Source organism: Pseudomonas sp. NPDC089918 (genome assembly GCF_050280605.1).
GTDB lineage: Bacteria > Pseudomonadota > Gammaproteobacteria > Pseudomonadales > Pseudomonadaceae > Aquipseudomonas.
In genome coordinates, this window is the sequence record NZ_JBNNVP010000028.1 from 49,835 (window position 1) to 71,450 (window position 21,616).

The 21,616-nt window shown below is 59.9% G+C and carries 18 protein-coding genes; 11 read left to right on the forward strand and 7 right to left on the reverse strand.

Annotated features, from left to right (window positions below; genetic code table 11):
* From relA to ACQKPC_RS19715, 3 genes are all read left to right on the forward strand, one after another.
* Window positions 1-2,244, forward strand: coding sequence for a GTP diphosphokinase (gene relA, locus ACQKPC_RS19705; RefSeq protein WP_008074961.1), 2,244 nt, complete (start codon window positions 1-3; stop codon window positions 2,242-2,244).
* Between the two features lie 147 nt (window positions 2,245-2,391).
* Complete coding sequence (mazG, locus tag ACQKPC_RS19710) at window positions 2,392-3,225, forward strand: nucleoside triphosphate pyrophosphohydrolase (RefSeq protein WP_427625974.1); 834 nt, start codon at window positions 2,392-2,394, stop codon at window positions 3,223-3,225.
* Window positions 3,226-3,253: 28 nt separating this feature from the next.
* Window positions 3,254-3,796, forward strand: coding sequence for a DUF2058 domain-containing protein (locus ACQKPC_RS19715; protein WP_123495908.1), 543 nt, complete (start codon window positions 3,254-3,256; stop codon window positions 3,794-3,796).
* Between the two features lie 161 nt (window positions 3,797-3,957).
* Here ACQKPC_RS19715 and ACQKPC_RS19720 read toward each other — a convergent pair whose 3' ends face one another.
* The 6 genes from ACQKPC_RS19720 to ACQKPC_RS19745 all read right to left on the reverse strand — a co-directional run bounded on the left by ACQKPC_RS19720 (window position 3,958) and on the right by ACQKPC_RS19745 (window position 11,571).
* Window positions 3,958-4,146: a hypothetical protein gene (locus ACQKPC_RS19720; protein ID WP_008011665.1), complete on the reverse strand. Its 189-nt coding sequence runs from the start codon at window positions 4,144-4,146 to the stop codon at window positions 3,958-3,960.
* 474 nt (window positions 4,147-4,620) lie between these two features.
* Window positions 4,621-5,841 (reverse strand): beta-ketoacyl-ACP synthase I, encoded by a 1,221-nt coding sequence (gene fabB, locus ACQKPC_RS19725; protein WP_123495910.1) that lies wholly within the window; start codon window positions 5,839-5,841, stop codon window positions 4,621-4,623.
* Between the two features lie 11 nt (window positions 5,842-5,852).
* Window positions 5,853-6,368 (reverse strand): 3-hydroxyacyl-[acyl-carrier-protein] dehydratase FabA, encoded by a 516-nt coding sequence (fabA, locus tag ACQKPC_RS19730; protein ID WP_003179264.1) that lies wholly within the window; start codon window positions 6,366-6,368, stop codon window positions 5,853-5,855.
* 247 nt (window positions 6,369-6,615) lie between these two features.
* Window positions 6,616-8,517, reverse strand: a complete 1,902-nt coding sequence (locus tag ACQKPC_RS19735; RefSeq protein WP_427625975.1) for an ATP-binding protein — start codon at window positions 8,515-8,517, stop codon at window positions 6,616-6,618.
* Window positions 8,514-9,446: an ABC transporter substrate-binding protein gene (locus ACQKPC_RS19740; protein ID WP_427625976.1), complete on the reverse strand. Its 933-nt coding sequence runs from the start codon at window positions 9,444-9,446 to the stop codon at window positions 8,514-8,516. Before ACQKPC_RS19740 ends, ACQKPC_RS19735 begins: the two co-directional genes overlap by 4 nt.
* 1 nt (window position 9,447) lies before the next feature.
* Entirely contained in the window at window positions 9,448-11,571 is a 2,124-nt protein-coding gene (locus tag ACQKPC_RS19745; RefSeq protein ID WP_427625977.1) for a TonB-dependent receptor plug domain-containing protein, read from the reverse strand.
* Between the two features lie 196 nt (window positions 11,572-11,767).
* On the opposite strand from ACQKPC_RS19745, the gene ACQKPC_RS19750 reads away from it, so the two are divergent.
* The 5 genes from ACQKPC_RS19750 to ACQKPC_RS19770 all read left to right on the forward strand — a co-directional run bounded on the left by ACQKPC_RS19750 (window position 11,768) and on the right by ACQKPC_RS19770 (window position 15,975).
* The gene (locus tag ACQKPC_RS19750) at window positions 11,768-12,793 is read left to right on the forward strand and encodes an NAD(P)H-dependent glycerol-3-phosphate dehydrogenase (protein ID WP_427625978.1); all 1,026 of its coding nucleotides are present in this window, start codon (window positions 11,768-11,770) and stop codon (window positions 12,791-12,793) included.
* 30 nt (window positions 12,794-12,823) lie between these two features.
* On the forward strand, window positions 12,824-13,171 hold the full coding sequence (locus tag ACQKPC_RS19755) for a DUF4389 domain-containing protein (protein ID WP_427625979.1): 348 nt from the start codon (window positions 12,824-12,826) through the stop codon (window positions 13,169-13,171).
* Window positions 13,168-13,620, forward strand: a complete 453-nt coding sequence (gene sixA / locus ACQKPC_RS19760; protein WP_030130077.1) for a phosphohistidine phosphatase SixA — start codon at window positions 13,168-13,170, stop codon at window positions 13,618-13,620. Before ACQKPC_RS19755 ends, sixA begins: the two co-directional genes overlap by 4 nt.
* 211 nt (window positions 13,621-13,831) lie before the next feature.
* The gene (locus ACQKPC_RS19765; protein WP_427625980.1) at window positions 13,832-15,499 is read left to right on the forward strand and encodes an AMP-binding protein; all 1,668 of its coding nucleotides are present in this window, start codon (window positions 13,832-13,834) and stop codon (window positions 15,497-15,499) included.
* Window positions 15,500-15,531: 32 nt separating this feature from the next.
* Window positions 15,532-15,975: a hotdog fold thioesterase gene (locus ACQKPC_RS19770; RefSeq protein ID WP_008074942.1), complete on the forward strand. Its 444-nt coding sequence runs from the start codon at window positions 15,532-15,534 to the stop codon at window positions 15,973-15,975.
* A 20-nt stretch (window positions 15,976-15,995) separates the two neighbouring features.
* On the opposite strand, the gene ACQKPC_RS19775 is transcribed toward ACQKPC_RS19770, so the two are convergent.
* A complete protein-coding gene (locus ACQKPC_RS19775) occupies window positions 15,996-19,016 on the reverse strand; it encodes an RHS repeat-associated core domain-containing protein (protein WP_427625981.1) in 3,021 nt (1,006 codons plus the stop codon).
* 226 nt (window positions 19,017-19,242) lie between these two features.
* Between ACQKPC_RS19775 and ACQKPC_RS19780 the strand changes: the two genes are divergently transcribed.
* From ACQKPC_RS19780 to ACQKPC_RS19790, 3 genes are read left to right on the forward strand one after another with little or no spacing between them, the layout of a single operon-like run.
* Window positions 19,243-20,049 carry an alpha/beta fold hydrolase gene (locus ACQKPC_RS19780; RefSeq protein WP_367374655.1) on the forward strand — a complete coding sequence of 269 codons (807 nt, stop codon included), beginning with the start codon at window positions 19,243-19,245 and terminating at the stop codon, window positions 20,047-20,049.
* Window positions 20,046-20,900, forward strand: coding sequence for an alpha/beta hydrolase (locus tag ACQKPC_RS19785; RefSeq protein WP_427625982.1), 855 nt, complete (start codon window positions 20,046-20,048; stop codon window positions 20,898-20,900). The genes ACQKPC_RS19780 and ACQKPC_RS19785 overlap by 4 nt, the downstream gene beginning before the upstream one ends.
* Before the next feature lie 50 nt (window positions 20,901-20,950).
* Window positions 20,951-21,610, forward strand: a complete 660-nt coding sequence (locus ACQKPC_RS19790) for a glutathione S-transferase family protein (protein WP_008074937.1) — start codon at window positions 20,951-20,953, stop codon at window positions 21,608-21,610.
* The last annotated feature ends 6 nt before the right edge of the window (window positions 21,611-21,616 follow it).

A 21,616-nucleotide genomic window follows, 5' to 3' on the forward strand; every position in this document is an offset into this window, starting at 1 on the left:
ATGGTACAGGTGAGAGCACACCAGCCGATCAATACTGACGGCAGTATCAACCTCGAGGCTTGGCTCGATCATGCGGTCAGTGTCGATCTGGCACTGGATCGCGAAGCCTTGAAGGAAGCCTGCGAGTTCGCTCGCGAGGCCGAACAACAAGCCAATGCGGCGAAGAATCTGTGGTCCGAGGGGACCTCGAGTTTCCGCACGGGCCTTGAGATCGCCGAGATTCTCGCCGACCTCAAACTCGACCAGGATTCGTTGGTCGCGGCAGTCTTGTACCGCGGCGTGCGCGAAGGCCAGATCCAGTTGCCGGCGGTCAGCCAGCGCTTCGGTCCGGTGGTCGCCAAACTCATCGACGGCGTGTTGCGCATGGCGGCGATCAGCGCCAGCCTGAGCCCCCGTCAATCCCTGGTGCTGGGCACTCAAGGCCAGGTCGAGAACCTGCGCAAGATGCTGGTGGCCATGGTCGACGACGTGCGCGTCGCGCTGATCAAACTGGCCGAACGCACCTGCGCGATCCGCGCGGTGAAAACCGCCGACGACGAGAAGCGCAACCGCGTGGCTCGTGAAGTCTTCGACATTTACGCGCCGCTCGCCCACCGCCTCGGTATCGGTCACATCAAGTGGGAGCTGGAGGACTTGTCCTTCCGCTATCTTGAGCCTGACCAGTACAAGCAGATCGCCAAGTTGCTCCACGAGCGACGGCTGGATCGCGAGCGCTTTATCGCCGACGTGATGACCCAACTCAAAGACGAGTTGCAGGCCACCGGCGTCGATGCGGACATCAGCGGTCGGGCCAAACACATCTATTCGATCTGGCGCAAAATGCAGCGCAAGGGTCTGGAGTTCAGCCAGATCTACGACGTGCGCGCGGTTCGCGTGCTGGTGCCGGAAATGCGCGACTGCTACACCGCGCTCGGCATCGTCCACACCCTGTGGCGGCACATCCCGAAAGAGTTCGACGACTACATCGCCAACCCGAAAGAGAACGGCTACCGCTCGCTGCACACCGCGGTGATCGGCCCTGAAGGCAAAGTGCTGGAAGTGCAGATCCGCACCCATGCCATGCACGAAGAAGCCGAGCTGGGCGTGTGCGCGCACTGGAAGTACAAGGGCACCGACGTCAAGTCCGGCTCGAACCACTATGAAGAGAAAATCTCCTGGCTGCGTCAGGTGCTCGAGTGGCACGAAGAGCTGGGTGATATTGGTGGCCTTGCCGAACAACTGCGGGTCGATATCGAGCCGGACCGGGTCTATATCTTCACCCCGGACGGTCACGCCATCGACTTGCCGAAGGGCGCGACACCGCTGGACTTCGCCTACCGCGTACACACCGAAATCGGTCACAACTGCCGCGGCGCCAAGATCAACGGGCGGATCGTACCGCTCAACTACAGCCTGCAAACCGGTGAACAGGTCGAGATCATCACCAGTAAGCACGGCACGCCGAGTCGCGACTGGCTGAACCCGAACCTGGGTTACATCACCACCTCGCGGGCGCGGGCGAAGATCGTTCACTGGTTCAAATTGCAGGCCCGCGATCAGAACGTCGCGGCCGGTAAAACCTTGCTCGAGCGCGAACTCAATCGCCTCGGCCTGCCGCAGGTGGACTTCGACAAGCTGGCCGAGAAGGCCAACATGAAGACCGCCGAGGACATGTTCGCTGCATTGGGCGCAGGCGATTTGCGCCTGGCGCAATTGGTGAATCTGGCGCAGCAACTGGTCGAGCCGGAACGCGGCAACGAACAGCTGGAACTGATCCCGCGCAAAGCCACCGGCTACAAACCGGGCAAGCGTGGCGACATTCAGATCCAGGGCGTCGGCAACCTGATGACCCAGATGGCCGGCTGCTGCCAGCCGCTGCCGGGGGATGCGATCGTCGGTTACATCACCCAGGGCCGTGGCGTGAGCATTCACCGTCAGGACTGCGCCTCGGTGCTGCAACTGGCCGGGCGCGAGCCGGAGCGGATCATCCAGGTCAGCTGGGGCCCGGTGCCGGTGCTCACCTATCCGGTGGACATCATCATTCGCGCCTACGACCGTTCCGGTCTGCTGCGTGACGTGTCGCAGGTGCTGCTCAACGAGCGGATCAATGTGCTGGCGGTCAACACCCGTTCGAACAAAGAGGACAACACGGCGTTGATGTCCCTGACCATCGAGATTCCGGGGCTGGATGCGCTGGGGCGGTTGCTGGGGCGGATTTCCCAGTTACCGAACATCATCGAAACCCGCCGTAACCGCACGCCGTAATGATGAGCGCCGATCTAATGTGGGAGCGGGCTTGCTCGCGAAGAGGGAGTGTCAGTCGACATCAATGTTGTCTGACACACCGCTTTCGCGAGCAAGTCGAATCGTCGCACCGCCGCTCCCACAAGGGTTTTGCAGTGAGAGTGATTGATGTACAGCCTTGAAGATTTGCTGCACCTGATGAACCGTCTGCGCGACCCGCAGTACGGCTGCCCGTGGGACATCAAGCAAACCTACGCGACCATCGTCCCGCACACCCTGGAAGAAGCCTACGAAGTCGCCGATGCGATCGAGCGCGGGGACTTCGATCATTTGCAGGGGGAGTTGGGCGACTTGTTGTTCCAGGTGGTGTATTACAGCCAGTTGGCACGGGAAGAAGGGCGCTTCGAGTTCGATGGTGTGGTCGATAGCATCACGCGCAAACTGATCCGCCGTCATCCTCACGTGTTCCCCACCGGTGATCTGTATGCGCCGCTGGACATCCCGCGTCTGAATGAAGAGCAGGTCAAGCAACGCTGGGAAGAGATCAAGGCTGAAGAGCGTGCCGAGAAGTCTTCGGCGCCGCAGCAGTTGTCCTTGCTCGACGATGTGCCTGCTGCGTTGCCGGCGCTGTCCCGTTCGGCAAAACTGCAGAAGCGCGCAGGGCAGGTCGGTTTTGACTGGCCGGACGCCTTGCCGGTGCTCGACAAGGTTCGCGAAGAGCTCGATGAAGTGCTCGAAGCCATGGCCGACCATGACTCGGCAGCGATTGCCGATGAAGTCGGCGACCTGCTGTTTTCCGTGGTCAATCTGGCTCGGCACCTCAAGGTCGATCCGGAAACCGCACTGCGCAGTGCGAACTCAAAGTTTGAAAGACGCTTCCGATTTATCGAACAGGCATTGCGCGACACCCACCGTCCCATAGAAGATTGCACCCTCGAAGAGTTGGACGCCTTGTGGGGCGAAGCCAAACGTCAGGAAAAGAATTTGCCCAGCTGCGGTTGAGCAGTTGCCTAAGTGAGAAATAAGCACCATGAGCCTTTCCCTTCGCGACCAGTTGCTCAAAGCAGGGCTGGTCAATCAAAAGCAGGCCAAACAGGTCGGCAAAGAGAAGCAGAAGCAGCAACGTCTGGCCCACAAAGGTCAGATTGAACTCGATGACTCCCAGCAGCGTGCCGCTCAGGAAGCCATGGCCGAGAAGGTCAAGCGCGACCAGGAGCTGAACCGTCAGCAGCAGGAGAAAGCCGAAGCGAAGGCCCGCGCCGCCCAGGTCAAGCAATTGATCGAAGTCTCGCGCCTGCCCAAGTTGACCACCGAGGACTACTACAACTTCGTCGACGACAAGAAGGTCAAGCGCATCTCCGTCAACACGCTGATGCGCAACAAGCTCAGCAGCGGTTCGCTGGCGATCGTGCATCACGCTGGCGGTTACGAAGTGATCCCTCGTGAAGCGGCCCTGAAGATTCAGGAGCGCGATCCACAGCGCATCGTGCAGCTGAATGTGAAGACAGAAGAAGTCAGCGCCGAAGACGATCCGTACGCGGCCTATCAGATCCCTGATGATCTGATGTGGTAAGCCTTTGTGGCGAGCGAGCTTGCTCGCGTTGGGCTGCGTAGCGGCCCTGAAAATCTGGCAGCAATTGCCGATTTTTGTGAGTGCTACGCACTCAAGCGGGAGCAAGCTCCCTCGCCACAATTTCTCACTGGTTCAGGGGTTTGTCGTTTTCAATGCGGTCATTATGCAGAACGCGCTTCGCGCTGCTGCTCCAGTGTTTCAAGTTCGGCCTTGTATTTGTGGGCTTCGGTCTCGGAGTGGAACATCCCGACCAACAGGTCTTGTTGATGTACATCCCAGATGCGGATACCGGCGGCGATGCCTTCATGGGACATATGTGAATCGTCGCGTTCAGTTACTTTTACAGTCATCTGCTAGCTCCAATCTCTGTTATCTGCAGCAAGGCGTGTGCAGGCCTCTGTTATATGTTTTGTTAGCTGGCTAAGTAAACGGCAGAGTTCGGCAACCCATTCTTGCAGAATCGGCAAAAGTCCTGCAGCCCGCGAAATACGCGACATTCAGTCGCAGGCCATTGAGTTTCATGACAAATGTTTCATGTTCAAGAGGCAAAAAACCGCAGCTCAAGCCTGAAAAGGAAGAGTCTGCAGGGGCGGGATTTTGTGGCGAGGGGGCTTGCCCCCGTTCGGCTGCGAAGCAGTCGCAAATAACGGTTTGCCTGATACCCAGCGATTGCAGGTTTGAGGGCCGCTTCGCGACCCAACGGGGGCAAGCCCCCTCGCCACAAAAGCCCAATCGCATATGGATGTGATGCCTGGTTTCTTACAGGCAAAAAAACGCCCCGAACCAGTCGGGGCGTTTTTGTGTGCAGCGTAGCGGGGGAGGTATTACTTACCGGCCCAGCGCTTCAGTACCAGCGTGGCATTGGTGCCACCGAAGCCGAAGCTGTTGCTCATCACCGTGTTGATGGTGGCGTCTTCGCGAGTCTTGGTCAGGATTGGCATGTCTGCCACTTCCGGGTCCAGTTCGTCGATGTTGGCGGAACCCGCCATGAAGTTGCCTTCCATCATCAGCAGGCAGTAGATCGCTTCGTGAACGCCGGCGGCGCCCAGGGAGTGACCCGACAGGCTCTTGGTGGAGCTGATGGCCGGGGCCTTGTCGCCGAACACTTCACGCACACCTTTCATTTCCATGACGTCGCCGACCGGAGTCGAGGTGCCGTGGGTGTTCAGGTAGTCGATCGGAGTGTCGACGGTGGCCATGGCCATCTGCATGCAGCGGATGGCGCCTTCGCCGCTTGGGGCGACCATGTCGTAGCCGTCGGAGGTCGCGCCGTAGCCAACGATTTCCGCGTAGATCTTCGCGCCGCGGGCCAGGGCGTGTTCCAGCTCTTCGACCACGACCATGCCGCCACCGCCGGCGATGACGAAACCGTCACGCTTGGCGTCGTAGGCGCGGGAAGCTTTTTCCGGGGTCTCGTTGTACTGGCTGGACAGGGCGCCCATGGCGTCGAACAGGAACGATTGGCTCCAGTGTTCTTCTTCACCGCCGCCGGCGAACACGATGTCCTGCTTGCCCAACTGGATCTGCTCCACAGCGTTACCGATGCAGTGAGCACTGGTGGCGCACGCGGAGGAGATCGAGTAATTCACACCCTTGATCTTGAACGGCGTCGCCAGGCAAGCCGAAACGGTGCTGCCCATGGTCCGCGTGACGCGGTACGGGCCTACGCGTTTGACGCCTTTTTCGCGCAGGATGTCCAGCGCTTCCATCTGGTTCAAGGTCGACGCGCCACCGGAACCGGCGATCAGGCCGGTACGCACGTTGGAAACCTGCTCTTCGGTCAGGCCGGAGTCTGCGATGGCATCTTTCATGGCCAGGTAGGCGTAAGCCGCCGCATGGCCGACGAAGCGATAGATCTTGCGATCGATCAGCTCTTCGAGGGGAAGGTCAATGGAGCCGGAAACCTGGCTACGCAGACCCATTTCAGCATATTCCGGGTTGAACCGGATGCCAGGGCGGCTTGCACGCAGGTTAGCGGAGACGGTCTCTTTGTCATTGCCCAGGCACGAAACGATGCCCAGACCAGTGATAACGACGCGGCGCATGCGGATAACCCTTAGAAGTTGTCAGTGGAGGTGAAAACGCCGACCCGAAGGCCTTCGGCAGTATAGATTTCGCGGCCGTCGACGGTCACGGAACCATCAGCAATGGCCAGGTTCAGCTTGCCTTTCAGGACGCGCTTGATATGGATGTTATAGGTGACTTTCTTGGCGGTTGGCAGTACCTGGCCAAAGAATTTTACTTCGCCAGAACCCAGGGCGCGACCGCGGCCTGGCAGGCCTTGCCAGCCGAGGAAGAAGCCGACCAGTTGCCACATGGCGTCGAGGCCCAGGCAGCCCGGCATCACCGGATCACCTTCGAAGTGGCAGGCGAAAAACCACAGGTCCGGAGTGATATCCAGCTCGGCGACCAATTCACCTTTGCCGTACTTGCCACCTTCTTCGCTGATCAAGGTGATGCGATCGACCATCAGCATGTTCGGGGCGGGCAGTTGCGCGTTACCTGGGCCGAACAGCTCACCGCGACTGCAGCGCAGCAGGTCTTCCCGAGTAAAGGCGTTTTGTTTGGTCATGCGAGCTCCTCAATAGTCCATGCGGCAGGGTGGGGCGAATCTTCCCGGCCGATCGAAGCGTTCATGCCTCGAGTCAGCAGCCTACTCATAGACTATTGCGTTGTGGTGAAAGTCACAGCACCAAGGACATGAATGTACACTTGTGCACTGAAATTATTATTCAAGCCCCTTTTCGGGCCTGTTCGGGTGCCTAAGACTGCCGCACTTTCGTCGTTCACGCCAGTCGCAGATAGCCGAATGGCCTGTTCTACTGCACCCACCGCTGCAGAATTTGCTGCAGATCAGTGCGTTTGAAGGGCTTGGCCAGGTAATCGTTCATTCCCGCCGTTAAACACGCTTCGCGATCACCCTGCAACGCATTGGCCGTCAGGGCGATGATCGGCACATCAGCGCAGCCGGGCAATTGACGAATCTGTCGGGTGGCCTCGTAGCCGTCGATGACCGGCAATCGGCAGTCCATCAGAATCGCTTCGAAAGTCAGATTCCCGGCACTGCGTACTGCTTGTGCACCGTCGGTGACGACGCTGACAGTAAAGCCCAGACTGCGCAACATTGCTTCGACAACAGTGCGGTTGACCGGGTTGTCCTCCACCAGCAGCACATTGCGACCTTCGCCGTGGTCATCGCCGGTATGCCCTCGCGGGGTTAGCACCGGCAGTGGCTGCTTATACAGCGCCAAAGGGATTTCCAGGGTGAACGCCGAGCCAACGCCTTCTTCGCTCTGCGCGCGCAAGGTGCCACCCATCCGCTCAGCCAGGGTGCGGGCAATCGGCAACCCCAGCCCGGTTCCGCCGTAACGTCTTGAAATAGAACTGTCGGCCTGCTGGAACGCGTTGAACATCAACTCCAGGCTAACGGGCGGGATGCCGATTCCGCTGTCGCGTACGGTGCAGGTGAACCACAGCAGTTCATGATCCAGGGACTGCCACTGCGGTTCGATCGTGACGCGGCCCCGTTCGGTGAACTTCAGCGCGTTGCCGACCAGATTGACCAGAATCTGCCGGATTCGCGTTGGATCGCCCTGAACCTGAAGGGTGCGCATGTCTTCGGGGATCCGCAGTTGCATGTCTAGCCCGCGTTGCACCGCGCTGTGCTGGAACGACTGGGCGCAGCTGCTGATCAGGTCTGCGAGGTTGAACGGAATATGTTCCAGCTCCAGTTCCGAGCGCTCGATGCGCGAGAAATCGAGAATGTCATTGATCACTTTGAGCAGGTGTTCGGTGGATTCCGAGGCCAGCGCCGCGTATTCGATCTGCTCCTCGGTCATCTCAGTGGTTTCCAGCAGTTGCAGCATGCCCAGCACGCCATTCATCGGCGTGCGCAACTCGTGACTCATCATCGCCAGGAAATCGGATTTGGCGTTGTTGGCCTTTTCCGCTTCTTCGCGGGTCTGGATCAATTGCGCCATGGCCTGATGCTGTTCACGACTGGCTTGCTCAAGGCCCTGGGCAAGGTTGTTGATGTGTTGCGACAGGGCGCCCAGTTCGGTGTCGTCGACAATCGGCAGGGGCGTTTTGTAGTCGCCTTCCTGGATCGCCTTGACCGCATTGCCGATGTCGTGGATCGGTTGAGACAGGCTGCTGGCCAGGCGCCGGGCCAGCAGAAATGTAAACAGCAGAGCGAACAAGGCGAGGATCCCGGCCTTGAAGAGGATTTCCTGCTGGCGCTGGTTGAACGCGTCATTGGACAGGCCGACGATCACCCGGCCCAGATAATCCTCGCCCGGTGCACTGGCAACGGTACGACTGTTCTGGAAAAAGTCATTGTTGAGCGCGATGCGTTGCAGGCGCACCGGCGCCTGGAACACTTCGACTTGATGCGAGCGATTGTGTGCTTCCGACGGTTGCTCGACATACACCAGAATCCGGTTGGTGCTGTCCTGTACTTCCAGAAAGCGTACGTTGGGCGTGGCCAGGGTGGCCTTGAGCAAACTCTCGAGCACCTCGTTGTTGCCTGAAATCACCCCGTATTCGGTGGCCGGCGCCAGTTGATTGGCGATTAGCTGACCGGTGTGATTGAGTTCCTGACGCAGGTCCTGGATTCGCACGAAGGTAAAAAAACTGATCAGCAGCAAGGTCAGCAACAGGGCCGGGCCGAGGCTGATGATCTGGGTGCGGGTATTGATGTCCCAACCGCGACGGAAGGTCATGGGCGGTGTTCTCCTTCGGCCAGCTGTGTTGCGACAGAGGCTTCATTCATCGGTTCAATACTGAGTGAACGAGCCACTTGCGGGTTGCTCAAGACCTTGAAGTGCTGCGGATAAAGTGCGCGTGGCCAGGTGTTCGAGGGGCGGTCGAGCAGTTCGTCGAGAATCTTCAGCCAATCGTTCTGGTCGCTGTAAGTACTGGCCAGGCTACCGGCCCTGACAAAGGCTGCGTTGGGACCGATCAACGCCAGTTGCCGGGCATAGCTGCTGAGCAGCAAGTTTTTCACGGTTTTCGGGTTGTACAGATCAGGGTCGTCCAGGCCCAACAGCACGTCACTGTTTTTCAGCAGGGCCTGCAAGGGGCGGCTGTCATGGGTGTTTTCCCAACGCTCGGTGACCACTTCAAGGCCCAAGGGCAGGGCAGCCTGACGCAGTTCTTTCAAAAGGAATTCGCTGTGGCTGTCGAAAAGCACACCGACCCGGCGGGCCTCAGGCAGGAGCAGTCGGGTCAGGCGCAACTGTCGCTCCAGCGGCGGATCGCTCCAGAGCAGGCTCAGGTGCGATGGCAGGTCATTGCCCAAGCGTTGATGGGCTTGCAAACGACTGATGCGCAACACCAGCGTCGCCGGGCCTTGGGCGTCTTGCAGGCGCCAGTCGAGGCTGGGTAAGTCGAGCAGCACCAGGCGGGTGTCGACGGGCAATTGGCCTGGCGCCGGCAGGCTGGCGACAAGCTGGAAGCGCACATTGTCGGTGGGGCGCAACTCGCTGAGGGCTTGAACGAAAGACTGCACGCCGGGATTGCCCTCGGCGCCAGTCAGCAGAATGTCGGCGGCCCGTGCCGGCAGACTGCACAGCAGCCCGATAAACACCAGGCACAACCCCGCCAGCAGGCGGCCAAGGGTTGGCGTCTTCGGTGACGGGCGATGTTGCATCTTAGAACTCCAGCTCCGCGCTGAAGTAGAGCACTCGGCGATCGTCGTAGTTGTTGTCGACGAAGGTGGTGGGCTGATTGTCGAGGCGTTGCTGGAGGACCCCGGCCAGCTCCAGATTGGCTTTGCCCAAACCGATGCGTTTGGCGATGCGGGTGTCGACCCGTTCGAAGCGATACCCGTTGAGGGCGTCGGCACCATAGTAGAAGAGCGCGCTGTTCCAGCCCAGGCCCCAGTTGCGAAGCCAACCGGCGGAGCCGCTGTTGCGCGCAGTCTGTTGTGCATCCAGCGGGTTGCTGGCTTGCGCATCGACATAGGCATAGGTCAGGCGCAAACGATCGGCACTGCTGACGCGCCAATCCAGTTGGGTTTCAGTCCCGGTGAAGCGCGAGCTGTTCGAGTTGCTGGCGATGTACTGGTTGTTGCGTAGCGGTTCACTGATCATGCCGGTGATTTCGTCGTAGAACAGCTTCACATCGACCGCCAATCCCCACTCTGCGAAGTAGCCGTTGTAGCCCAATTCCCGAGAGCGCATGCGTTCTTGCTCGAGGTCGCCCGGGCCACGGGTCTTGACGAAATAACGGGCGCTGGACTGGCCGTAGGCACTGGGTTTCAGGTTGGTGACCTGGTAGCTCCAGTTGACGTTGTTCTCGAACATGTCCGGCGAACGGATGGCTTCCGAATACACCGCGCGCAAGCCGTGGCGCGGGTTGATCAGGTAATTGACCGCCACCCGCGGGGTCAGCGAGTTGCCGGTCAATTGCGTGTCTTCGTACATCGCCCCGCCCTGCAACAGCCAGTGCTCGGTGGCGCGCCACTCGAGTTGGCCGAACGCCCGCCAGGTGGTGTCGTCGAGCGTGCCATTGAAGTAGGTCTCGGAATCTGCCCGGTCGTAACGATAGTTCATGCCGCTGACCAGCCGCAGACTGTCGGACAGGCTGAGCGTGTCTTGCAGTTCGAGGTCGTAGCGCGATTCCCGGGCACTCTGGTCAATGTCGCCACAGAGGGTTTGCCGGGCGCCGTTTTGCCATTGCCTCAGTACCTGATTGCCCAGCGCACGTTCAGCCGCAGTTCCTGCCGGTGCGCCCGAACCGGTGTAGCGGTTCATGTTGCGCGCCAGACGTTCGGTGTAATTGGGATTGAGCTGCCAAAGTTGGGTCAGTTCCGGGCTGAACGAGACCTCGGCATCGCAGGCTCGCCAGGTTTGCTGGCGATCCCAGTGTTGCGCCGAGCCTTGAATATAAAGGCTGTGATCGGGATTGATGTCCAGATTCCAGCGCAGCGAGCCGGCATAGTCCTTGGCGATGACGTCGGAATTGTTCCCGGCGGCGGTAATCCCTGAAAATACGGGACGATAGGTATAGGGCCGCTGGTTGGTCCCGTCCTTGGCATTCAGTTGCCAGTCGATGCTCTGGTTTTCATTGAGCGTCTGGCTGACGGCGAGGCTGAAGCGGTTCAAGCGACGGCTGTCGCGGTAATCGGCACCGGTGCGGTTCGAGTCGAAGCCATCGTCTTGTTGGCCGGACAGCGACAGACGCAAGTCGCCGCTGTCCCAACCCATGCCCTGGCTGGCGTAGAAATCATTGATACCGCGCTGGCCACGGGTGACTTTCAGCCGCGTGCCGTGGCTGTCGGCCGGTTTGCGGGTGATGATATTGACCACCGCCATCAGCGCGTTGGCGCCGTAGCTGACGGTGTTCGGGCCACGGAAAACCTCGATGCGCTCGATGTCTTCCATGGCCACCGGAATATCACTCCAGTCCACCGTGGCCAGGCCGGCGCGGTACACCGAGCGGCCGTCGATCAACACCTGCATGCGCCGCGCTTCACTGGCATTGGTGCCGTGATAGTTCACCGCCGCCTGATTGCCGCTGATATTGCCGACCATCATCCCCGGCACCAGCCGTAGCAACTCGCTGATGTCCCGCGCGCCGCTGGCATTGATCAGTTCGCTGTCGATCACCGTCATGCTCCCCGGCACGGCCGCAGGCGACTGCTTCAGGCGTGTCGCCGTCAGCACTTGCGGCAACGGATCATTGTCGAGGAACAGGTCGTCGGCCAGCAATGGCGAGCTGAAGATCAGCGCCAATACCAGCGGCGAGCGAGGGCAGGGAAAGCCAAAAGACACGGCACGGCCTTGATAGCGATTAGTTGGCGCGCATGTTAACCGAGCGCAAAGACTTTTCCAGTCACGTTATGGGCATTTTCCTCGGTTTTCTTGGTCTTCTTCCTACAAGTGTCGGTAATTGATGCTGGGGCTGGCCGCGACCGGGCCGCTCCGTATAATGCCGGCATCGCCACTGGTATGGATTAACGGATTGCATATGACTGAACAGCGCCCAATTGCGGTCCTGGGAGGCGGAAGTTTTGGTACCGCCGTGGCTAATCTGTTGGCCGAGAATGGGCATCAGGTCCGGCTGTGGATGCGCGACCCGGAACAGGCCGAGGCCATTCGGGTCAATCGTGAGAACCCACGTTACCTCAAAGGCATCAAGATTCTTCCGGCAGTGGAAGCGGTCACAGACCTGCAAGCCACCCTGGAGGCCTGCGACCTGTGCTTCGTCGCGCTGCCGTCCAGCGCGCTGCGCTCGGTGCTGGTCCCTCACGCCGAACGTTTGAGCGGCAAACTGCTGGTGAGCCTGACCAAAGGCATCGAAGCCCATACGTTCAAGCTGATGAGCGAGATCCTTGAAGAAATCGCCCCGCAAGCGCGCATCGGCGTGCTGTCGGGCCCGAATCTGGCCCGTGAAATCGCCGAACACGCGCTGACCGCCACGGTGGTCGCCAGCGAAGACGAAGAGCTTTGCCAAAGAGTCCAGGAAGCGCTGCACGGCAAGACCTTTCGTGTGTACGCCAGCGCCGACCGCTATGGCGTGGAGTTGGGCGGGGCGTTGAAAAACGTTTACGCGATCATCGCCGGCATGGCGGTGGCGTTGGGCATGGGTGAAAACACCAAGAGCATGCTGATCACCCGGGCATTGGCGGAAATGACCCGCTTCGCGGTGAATCAGGGCGCCAACCCGATGACGTTCCTTGGGCTGGCGGGCGTGGGCGACTTGATCGTGACGTGCTCGTCGCCCAAAAGCCGGAATTATCAGGTCGGGTTTGCCCTCGGTCAGGGGTTGAGCCTTGAGGATGCGGTGACGCGTCTTGGCGAAGTCGCCGAAGGCGTGAACACCCTGAAGGTACTCAAGGCCAAGGCGCAGGACGCGGGCGTGTATATGCCGCTGGTCGCCGGATTGCATGCCATCCTCTTCGAAGGGCGCACGCTGGAGCAGGTCATCGGTCTACTGATGCGTGCCGAGCCTAAAACCGACGTCGATTTTATCTCCACCAGCGGTTTCAACTAAATACCCCATCTACAGGGCAGGGAGCGAAACATGAATGATCCGAAGGTAGAAGCCAGGTACGAATCCATCCTGCTGCGGGTGCTGTGGATGATTGTCTATGTGCTGGTCTGGCAAGTGGCGCAATTGATCCTCGGTGCGGTGGTGTTTGTACAGCTGATCTATCGTTTGATTTATGGCGCACCGAGCGCCAGCTTGATGAATTTCGGCGACAGCCTGAGCCAGTTTCTGGCGCAGATCGGTCGATTCGGCAGCTTTCACAGCGACCAGAAGCCCTGGCCGTTCGCCGACTGGCCGACGCCGCGTACACCGGAAGGTGAAGCCCCGCACGTTGTGGCGCCAGCACCGCACCCGGCCCGAGATGAGGAACCGAAGCTATGAAACTCTGGGTATTGCGTCATGGTGAAGCCGAACCTCACGGTACTCGCCCGGATTCCGAGCGGGCACTGACCGTCAAGGGGCGTGAAGAGGTGTTGCGCACTGCCGCCCAATTGATCGGCCAGCCGTTAACCGCCATTTATGCCAGTCCTTATCATCGAGCGCAGGAGACGGCAGAAATTGTGCGTACGGCGCTGGGTTTCGCGCCGGAGATCCGCACGGTCGACTGGCTCAAGCCCGACAACTATCCGCAAGCGGTGGCGGAGCAGTTGGTGTCCGTGGATCACGCACTGCTGGTCAGCCATAACCCGCTGGTCGGTAACCTGCTGGGCTATTTACAGCATGGTCATGTGCAGGAGCCGGAGAAAGTCGGCACAGCCGGGTTGGCGGAGCTTGAGGGTGACGAACTGCTGGTCGGGGCGATGAAGCTCAACGGCATCAAGCACCCATAGTCCCTGAAGAAACCGGGCTAATGTGGGAGCGGGCTTGCTCGCGAAGGCGGTGTGTCAGGCAACAATGGTGTCGACTGATACTCCCTCTTCGCGAGCAAGCCCGCTCCCACAGGTTAAGTGTCGCTCCTGATTTTTTTGTGTGAAATAGTCAACCAAGCACTTGCTTGGTTGACTACGCTTGCTCCAGACAAAAAATAATGGAGCAAGTCGCATGTCTGCTGCTTTCCGTTTGCCATTGGACGCCTTCTACGAGCGTGAAACCCGTCATTCCCGCCAGCGCTTTCTGGTCCAGCCGACGGGGGGCGGCCAGGTCGAGACGTTGACCTGGGCCGACGTCGGCCATCAGGCGCGCTGTGCCGCCCACTGGCTGCGGGCTCGCGAATTGCCACAAGGCAGCCACATCGCGCTGATCTCGAAAAACTGCGCCCACTGGATCATCGCCGACCTGGCGATCTGGATGGCGGGGCATGTCTCGGTGCCGCTGTATCCCAATCTGACCGCCGATTCCGTGGCCCAGGTACTCGACCATTCCGAAGCCGCACTGGTGTTCATCGGCAAGCTGGATGACTGGCCGGGCATGTCCGCCGGGGTCAGGTCCGATCTGCCAACCATCAGCCTGCCGCTGTGCCCGGCCGGCACCTTCGATTTCAGCTGGGCCGATCTGCAGCGCAGCTCGCCGATTCAGGACGACCCCAAACCCACCGCCGATCAACTGGCGACTGTTATTTACACCTCTGGCACCACGGGCCAACCCAAAGGCGTGATGCACAGTTTTGGCAACTTGGGATTTGCCACCACTCGTGGCACGCAGTTGTTTGGCCTGAATGAGTCGGATCGCCTGCTGTCCTACCTGCCGCTGTGCCACGTCGCCGAACGGATGTTTGTCGAGTTGGCGTCGATTTATACCGGGCAAACGGTATTTTTTGCCGAGAGCCTCGATACCTTTATCACTGATCTAAAACGTGCCCGGCCGACCGCGCTGTTCGGCGTGCCGCGAATCTGGACCAAATTCCAGATGGGCGTCTACAGCAAGATCCCGGCTAAACGCCTCGACTTCCTGCTCGGCTTGCCCTTCATTGGCAAACGGGTAGGGCACAAAGTCCTTGCCGGGCTGGGGCTGGACGCCTTGCGCATCGCCTTGTCCGGCGCGGCGCCAGTGCCGCAGACCTTGCTGCTCTGGTACCGAAAACTGGGGCTGGATGTGCTGGAGGTGTACGGCATGACCGAAAGCTGCGGTTATTCCCACATCGGCCTGCCGGGTCAGAACAAACCCGGCTGGATCGGCAAGCCATGCCCGGAAGTCGAAGTGCGCATCGAACCGTCTGGCGAAGTACTGGTGCGCAGCGGCGCGACCATGCTCGGCTATTTCAAGGAACCTGGGAAAACCGCCGAAGCCATCACCGAGGACGGTTTCCTGCGCACCGGTGACAAGGGTGAGGAAGATGCCGAAGGCAACCTGCGCCTGACCGGGCGCCTGAAGGAAATTTTCAAAACCAGCAAAGGCAAATACGTCGCCCCCGCACCGATTGAAAATCGCCTGGCGGTGCATGCGCGGATCGAACAAGTGTGCGTGGTTGGCGATGGGCTGAGCGCACCACTGGGGTTGTGCGTGCTGTCGGCAGTCGGTCAGCAGGACGCGAAGGGATCGGCCCGGGCGGGCTTGCATTCAAGCCTGGAAAAACTGCTGGAGGAGGTTAACGGCGTCCTCGACAGGCATGAGCGCTTGCGTCGATTGGTGGTGGTCAAGGACAGTTGGGCGGTGGAAAACGGCTTCCTGACACCGACCCTGAAGATCAAACGCAACATGATCGAAGCCGCTTACGGTGCACGCTTTGAAGAATGGAGCGAGCGTAGCGAGGCGGTGCTGTGGCAGGATTGAGCCACGAACAACTCCAGCAAAGGAACGTAACGATGAGTCTGTGGCGCACCATTCCCAACGTCGAGCAGTTGAACGCAATCGGGAAAAATACCATCAGCGAAGTGCTGGATATTCGCTTTGAAGCCTTCGATGACGAGTCCCTGACTGCCAGTATGGTCATCGACCATCGCACGCATCAGCCCTTTGGTTTGCTGCACGGCGGCGCCTCGGTGGTGTTGGCCGAAACCGTCGGCTCGATGGCCAGTTACCTGTGCATCGACGCCAGCAAGTTTTATTGCGTGGGCCTGGAAATCAACGCCAACCATTTACGCGGTCTGCGCAGTGGGCGAGTGACGGCGGTGGCCAAGGCGATTCACATCGGTCGCACCACCCATGTCTGGGATATTCGGTTGAGCAGTGATGAAGGGAAGGCCAGTTGTGTGTCGCGGCTGACCATGGCGGTTGTTCCGTTGGGGGAACAACCGCCGTCTCGTTGATAGCGATACAGCCGCTGCGTTCACATGTGTGTCATCTGATGGGACAGATTGGAACGTGAGTAGCTACGTTGCCTGCGCGTCGTCTCGCTAGTCATGTAGAAGATTTCGGTGGCTGCCGGGTCATAGTCCGCATTGCTTGAAGTCGGCACGTCCTCTCGGGTGATGCCGGTGCCGACCGTGTTCTTTTCCAGATCCCAGGACGTTTGCCCCAGTTCTGCACTCAAGCCAGGTGTTGCGGTGGTCACGAAGGTCGAACGCAAGTCGCTGATGGCGTTACTGATCGCTCGACTCACCGCAGCTTGAGTGTTTAGGTCCAATCCGCTGTATCCCGGTATCTGCGCGACGGCCAGATTGGCTATTTGTCCGAGTGAGGAAAAGAAATGCCGACTGCTGTATCCGACGACAGCTTTTGATAGGTCGAATGTAGGCCCACCGCCTTTGGACGGTTTGGTTGGCGTGCCCCGCAGTCCCCTTACACCGGAAGCGCCGGCCGCACCGGCCGCCGTCGCCGTAGAGCCCGCAAGGATGGACTGTAGGGCTTTACCCGTAGGCTCGGCCCCGAACAGCACCGAGCCACCATAGCCCATGGCACCTCCAACGACCCCCACGGCGCCCATGCTGGCAAGTCCGGTTACGAAGTCTGCGCGGCCGACGGAGGGGTTGCTCGGGCCGGCATTGGCAAGATGTTGGGAGGTCAGTTCGCGAAACGTTGTACCGAAAGCGCTGCCGATTTGAGTGACGGCTGCCGTATTACCTTTTGGATCGAGCATTCCGAGCAAGGAAGGTGCCGCCCCCAGCGCTGCGCCCAAAGCGGCACCGCCGACTTTCGCAAGCACAGGCCCCCAACTGTCAGGATCATCGACGGAGATTGGAGATTGGGCCCAGTTGGCGCTCGCATAACCGCTGATGCCGCCCGTGATTGCACCCGCTGTAGCGCCAGTAATTGTCACTCCCACGCTCATGGGCGAAATAAACGCGGTCATTGCATATTGCACGGTGGCGGCGATCAAGGCGCTCGGCAGTTCTCGGGCCGCCGTCGCAGCCATCGCCTTGACGGTGTCGATCCCCGCCAGTCCTTGCAGATCGACAAACCTGACCGGATTGCCGTGCACCATGGCAAACAGATTCAAGCCATCGGCAGTGCCTGCCGGGTCGGCGTTGAGCCAGCGCCCCCACCAGTGGGCGTAGTATCGTTGCCCGTAGTAGTACAGTCCGGTGGCATCACGTTCCTGGCCTGAGTATCGCCGGGTCTTGTAGCTGGCCTGCACCTTGTCCGGGCCGGCCCACCATGAAGTGCCGCCATAGGGGGAGTAGTTTTCCTCGCTGATCAGCTCGGCGTGTTGTCCGAGTTCCAATGTATTGGAGCCCAAATGATTGCTCAGGCTGTAACGATACTGATCGGCGCCGGGGCCACCGGAGGTCCAGTGCAGAACCTGGACGGCGCAGCGTCCGGCCTGCACCGAAATAACGTGCAATGTTTCTCTCGGTGCCTGGCGTATTTCCAGGTCCGGCAAATACCGTGTCTCGTGCGTTCGTGTTGAGGAGCCACTGTGGACGAGGCGAATTTTCCGCCTACGCTGACCGGCGTCGTCGTAAACATACAGTTCGCTGTCGTCCGGTGCGTTCTCGCGCACCACCTGATCAACACGGCGCAGACGGTTGTTCAGGCTCCAGCTCAGATCCTGGCCTGGCTGCAACTGTCTTTTATTGCCATTGGCATCAAATCCGGCGGTAATTTCATCCTCGCCGGGCAGCCCGCCGTCAGCCTTTTGCGCCAGCCCCCGATTGCTGTATTTCGAAATCGCCATCTGCTGTGTCCAGCTGTGGCTGGCAGCGCTATGAACCAGTGTCGTGAGGTTGCCACCGGGATCGTAGGTGTACCTCTGGCGGTAGTTTTCCAGTTGCCCAGGATCCGGTGGCGACGCAAAGACAGGCTCCTGCGGGCCGTTCTGGGTGTTGATCCGCTGCCAGCCGGTGGCCTCTATCAGCTGATACAAACTGTTATAGGTGAACGTGCTGACCGGTTCGATCTTCTGGTTACGAAAAAAGCGGGTGCGCTGGGCCATGTCGTTGATGCTGAGGATATTGCCGACCGGATCATAGCGGTACAGCAGATGTTGCAGCAGTGGTTGACCAGCAAGCCCGGCGCTGATTTCCAGCAGTCGACCGTCCTGCGGGTCGTATCGATTTTCGCTGATCACGCCATTGCCGGCGGTCTGGCGCACGATGTTGGCGAAAGCGTTGTATCGAATGTCGCTCAGCAGCAATGTGTCATGGGTTTGTCCTGAGAGTTTCAGGCGAATCTGGCCGAGTTGGCCGGCGACGTTCAGATCCGAGAACTGGACGTTGCCCTGCGCATCTTCCTGGCTGACTGTATCCCCCAAGGCGTTATAGCCAGTGCGGGTGACCGCGCCGTCACCGGCTTCATGCAACAGGTCTCTTTGGGCTTCGTCAGCGGGCCAGTCCGGCTCGTCCAACGCCGTGAGAAAATGCCGGGTCTGGGAACTGACTCCGCCCGTCAGCGCGAAGTCATTGAAGAGCACAGTGCCGGCACTGTCGTCATGACGGATCAACTGACCGCATTGATTGTGCGAAGCAGATTCCGGGGAGTTGTCGCCATAAGTGTAAAACGAACGGTTTCTTGCGGGTGTGCCTTGAGCCTGCTCGACGGTTTTGACCGGGCGCAGCAACAGGTCGTATTCGGTTCGAACCTGAGTGAGCAGACTGTCCCAGCCGATGAGGTTTTGCCCGGCTACACCGGACAGGGTCAGCCGGCTTCCCGCATCCACGCTGTCACTGTAGAGAGGCGCACCCGTGAGGCTGAAAACTGTCATCAGGTTTGGCCGGGCGTCCGGCTCGGTCTCAAGCAGCTTGAACAGGCGAGGGTCACGGCTGATCGTCGGGCGACCTGCGGCGTTATAGGATTGACGGTAAATCCGAGGCTCTGCTGTCTCACCGGGTGTGTCACGGTAGTACGACACAGTGGCGACATTGAGCCCTCGCGGATCCTTCACGGAAACTGTCGGGGTTCTTGTATGCATGGAAGCAGCCTCCTGGAACAGCTTCGAGTCGGACACAGTTACTCGCGGTTGCTCCCGACGTGTCAACTGTCAGAAATAACAGGTAAGTGAGGTGTTCGACGAATGCCCGGATTGTTTTTCATCGATGAAACGACGCTGTCATCATTCCTGTCAGTTACGGTCATTGCTGTAGGACACGGTCTTACGGACAATCAACCTCTGTTTTTTTGCACATGGATCTGCCGGAATGTCGCAACAGATATTTTTCGCCCACGCCAATGGCTTTCCTTCGGGGACCTACGGCAAGTTGTTCGCAGCGCTGGCGCCCGAGTATCAAGTGACGCATCTGGAGCAGCACGCCCATGACCCGCGTTTTCCGGCAGACGACAACTGGAACAACCTGGTGGATGAGCTGATTCATCACCTCAAGCAGCAACCGGAGCCGGTCTGGGGCGTCGGCCATTCCTTTGGCGGCGTTCTGCATTTGCACGCCGCGTTGCGTTGCCCTGAGCTGTATCGCGGCGTGGTGATGCTCGATTCGCCGGTGCTGACCCGCGCCGATCAATGGGTAATCCGCGCCGCCAAGCGCTTCGGTTTCATCGATCGCCTGACCCCGGCCGGCCGCACATTGGGACGACGGGAAGAGTTCGCCGATCTGGACGCGGCCCGCCTGTATTTCGCCGGTAAAACCCTGTTTCGTGGCTTTGATCCGGAATGCTTCGACGCCTATCTTCAACATGGGTTGCACAATGTCGGCGGCAAGCTGCGCCTGCGTTTCGACCCGGCCACGGAAATCAGCATCTACCGCGGCGTGCCCCACACCAGCCCCGGCCGTGCACGGCAGTTGAAAGTGCCGCTGGCGGTGGTTCGCGGGCACAAGAGCCGCGTGGTGATGCGTCATCACGCCCGTTCCGTCGGGCGCATGCCCCTGGGCGAATCCTTGACCATGCCCGGCGGCCATATGTTTCCCCTCGAACGTCCACAAGACACGGCCACGCTGCTGAAGAATCTGTTCAGTCGCTGGGAAGGTCGCAGCCAACAGGATTGCGCATGAACAGCGGCGTCGAAGAAGTTCGCCTGAGCCTGCCGCATATCGAGTTGGCGGCGCACCTGTTCGGTCCCGAGGACGGCTTGCCGGTGATCGCCTTGCACGGCTGGCTGGACAACGCCAACAGCTTTGCCCGGCTGGCGCCCAAACTCAAAGGCTTGCGCATCATTGCGCTGGACATGGCCGGGCATGGTCACTCGGGGCATCGACCGAACGGCGCCGGTTACGCGCTGTGGGACTACGCCCACGATGTGCTGCAAGTAGCCGAGCAGTTGGGGTGGAAACGTTTTGCGCTGCTGGGACATTCCCTGGGGGCGATCGTCTCGCTGGTGCTGGCCGGGTCGTTGCCGGAGCGGGTCACGCATCTGGCCTTGATCGACGGCGTCATTCCTCCTACAGACAAAGGCGAAAACGCCGCCGAGCGCATGGGCATGGCCCTGCAAGCGCAGCTGGATCTGCGGGAAAAACGCAAGCCGGTCTACAACACCCTCGACCGCGCCATCGAAGCACGAATGAAAGGCTTGGTGGCGGTCAGTCGCGAAGCCGCCGAACTGCTGGCCCAGCGCGGCTTGATGCCGGTGCCGGGCGGTTATACCTGGCGCACCGACAACCGCCTGACCCTGCCATCGCCGCTACGTCTGACCACGGAACAGGCGATGGCTTTCGTCCAGCGCGTCGGTTGTCCCGCACACCTGGTGGTTGCAGCTGACGGCATGCTCGCCAAACATCCAGAGTTGCTGGAGCGTCTACCCTTTAGCCGGGAACAGTTGCCTGGCGGCCATCATTTGCACCTGAATGACGAATCCGGTGCAGACCTTGTCGCAGACTGTTTCAATCGGTTCTTCGCCATTCCTTGACTTGCGTCGGGCAACTGTCGAGGCTGGGCGGGTTGAAATGGGAGACAACCATGATAGATCTGTACACCGCTGCGACCCCGAATGGCCACAAGGTCTCTATCGTGCTCGAGGAACTCGGCCTGCCCTACACGGTGCATGCCTTGAGTTTCGACAAAAAGGAACAGAAGTCCCCGGACTTTCTCAAGATCAATCCCAATGGGCGGATTCCGGCGATTGTCGACCGTGCCAATGGCGATTTCGCCGTGTTCGAGTCCGGTGCGATTCTTATTTACCTCGCCGAGATGACCGGCAAACTGCTGCCCCAGGACCCGAAAGGGCGCTCGGTGGTGTTGCAGTGGCTGATGTTCCAGATGGGCGGAATCGGGCCGATGCAGGGCCAGGCCAATGTGTTTTTCCGTTATTTCCCGGAAAAACTCCAGGGCGCCATCGACCGTTATCAACACGAAACCCGGCGCCTGTATGAAGTGCTGGACACGCGTCTGCAAGCCGTAGAGTTCCTGGCGGGCGAATACAGCATTGCCGACATTGCCACTTATCCGTGGGTCCGTGGCCATGAATGGTCCGGTGTCGCGGTGGATGGCTTGTCAGCCTTGCAGCGCTGGATGGCGACCATGGACGCACGCCCTGCGGTACAACGCGGTCTACTGGTGCCCGAGCGCATCGATGACGACAGTGTCATCAAGGGCGCCCAGGCCATGCTGATTCGATGAGTCTAT

Excerpts from the sequence above, each read along its gene's own strand:
- fabA (WP_003179264.1), bottom strand. The coding sequence starts at position 6,368 with ATGACCAAACAAAACGCCTTTACTCGGGAAGACCTGCTGCGCTGCAGT.
- fabB (WP_123495910.1), bottom strand. The coding sequence starts at position 5,841 with ATGCGCCGCGTCGTTATCACTGGTCTGGGCATCGTTTCGTGCCTGGGC.
- relA (WP_008074961.1), top strand. The coding sequence starts at position 1 with ATGGTACAGGTGAGAGCACACCAGCCGATCAATACTGACGGCAGTATC.
- ACQKPC_RS19755 (WP_427625979.1), top strand. The coding sequence starts at position 12,824 with ATGAATGATCCGAAGGTAGAAGCCAGGTACGAATCCATCCTGCTGCGG.
- ACQKPC_RS19785 (WP_427625982.1), top strand. The coding sequence starts at position 20,046 with ATGAACAGCGGCGTCGAAGAAGTTCGCCTGAGCCTGCCGCATATCGAG.
- ACQKPC_RS19715 (WP_123495908.1), top strand. The coding sequence starts at position 3,254 with ATGAGCCTTTCCCTTCGCGACCAGTTGCTCAAAGCAGGGCTGGTCAAT.
- ACQKPC_RS19790 (WP_008074937.1), top strand. The coding sequence starts at position 20,951 with ATGATAGATCTGTACACCGCTGCGACCCCGAATGGCCACAAGGTCTCT.
- ACQKPC_RS19770 (WP_008074942.1), top strand. The coding sequence starts at position 15,532 with ATGAGTCTGTGGCGCACCATTCCCAACGTCGAGCAGTTGAACGCAATC.
- ACQKPC_RS19735 (WP_427625975.1), bottom strand. The coding sequence starts at position 8,517 with ATGACCTTCCGTCGCGGTTGGGACATCAATACCCGCACCCAGATCATC.
- ACQKPC_RS19780 (WP_367374655.1), top strand. The coding sequence starts at position 19,243 with ATGTCGCAACAGATATTTTTCGCCCACGCCAATGGCTTTCCTTCGGGG.
- ACQKPC_RS19750 (WP_427625978.1), top strand. The coding sequence starts at position 11,768 with ATGACTGAACAGCGCCCAATTGCGGTCCTGGGAGGCGGAAGTTTTGGT.
- ACQKPC_RS19765 (WP_427625980.1), top strand. The coding sequence starts at position 13,832 with ATGTCTGCTGCTTTCCGTTTGCCATTGGACGCCTTCTACGAGCGTGAA.
- sixA (WP_030130077.1), top strand. The coding sequence starts at position 13,168 with ATGAAACTCTGGGTATTGCGTCATGGTGAAGCCGAACCTCACGGTACT.
- ACQKPC_RS19720 (WP_008011665.1), bottom strand. The coding sequence starts at position 4,146 with ATGACTGTAAAAGTAACTGAACGCGACGATTCACATATGTCCCATGAA.
- mazG (WP_427625974.1), top strand. The coding sequence starts at position 2,392 with ATGTACAGCCTTGAAGATTTGCTGCACCTGATGAACCGTCTGCGCGAC.
- ACQKPC_RS19775 (WP_427625981.1), bottom strand. The coding sequence starts at position 19,016 with ATGCATACAAGAACCCCGACAGTTTCCGTGAAGGATCCGCGAGGGCTC.
- ACQKPC_RS19740 (WP_427625976.1), bottom strand. The coding sequence starts at position 9,446 with ATGCAACATCGCCCGTCACCGAAGACGCCAACCCTTGGCCGCCTGCTG.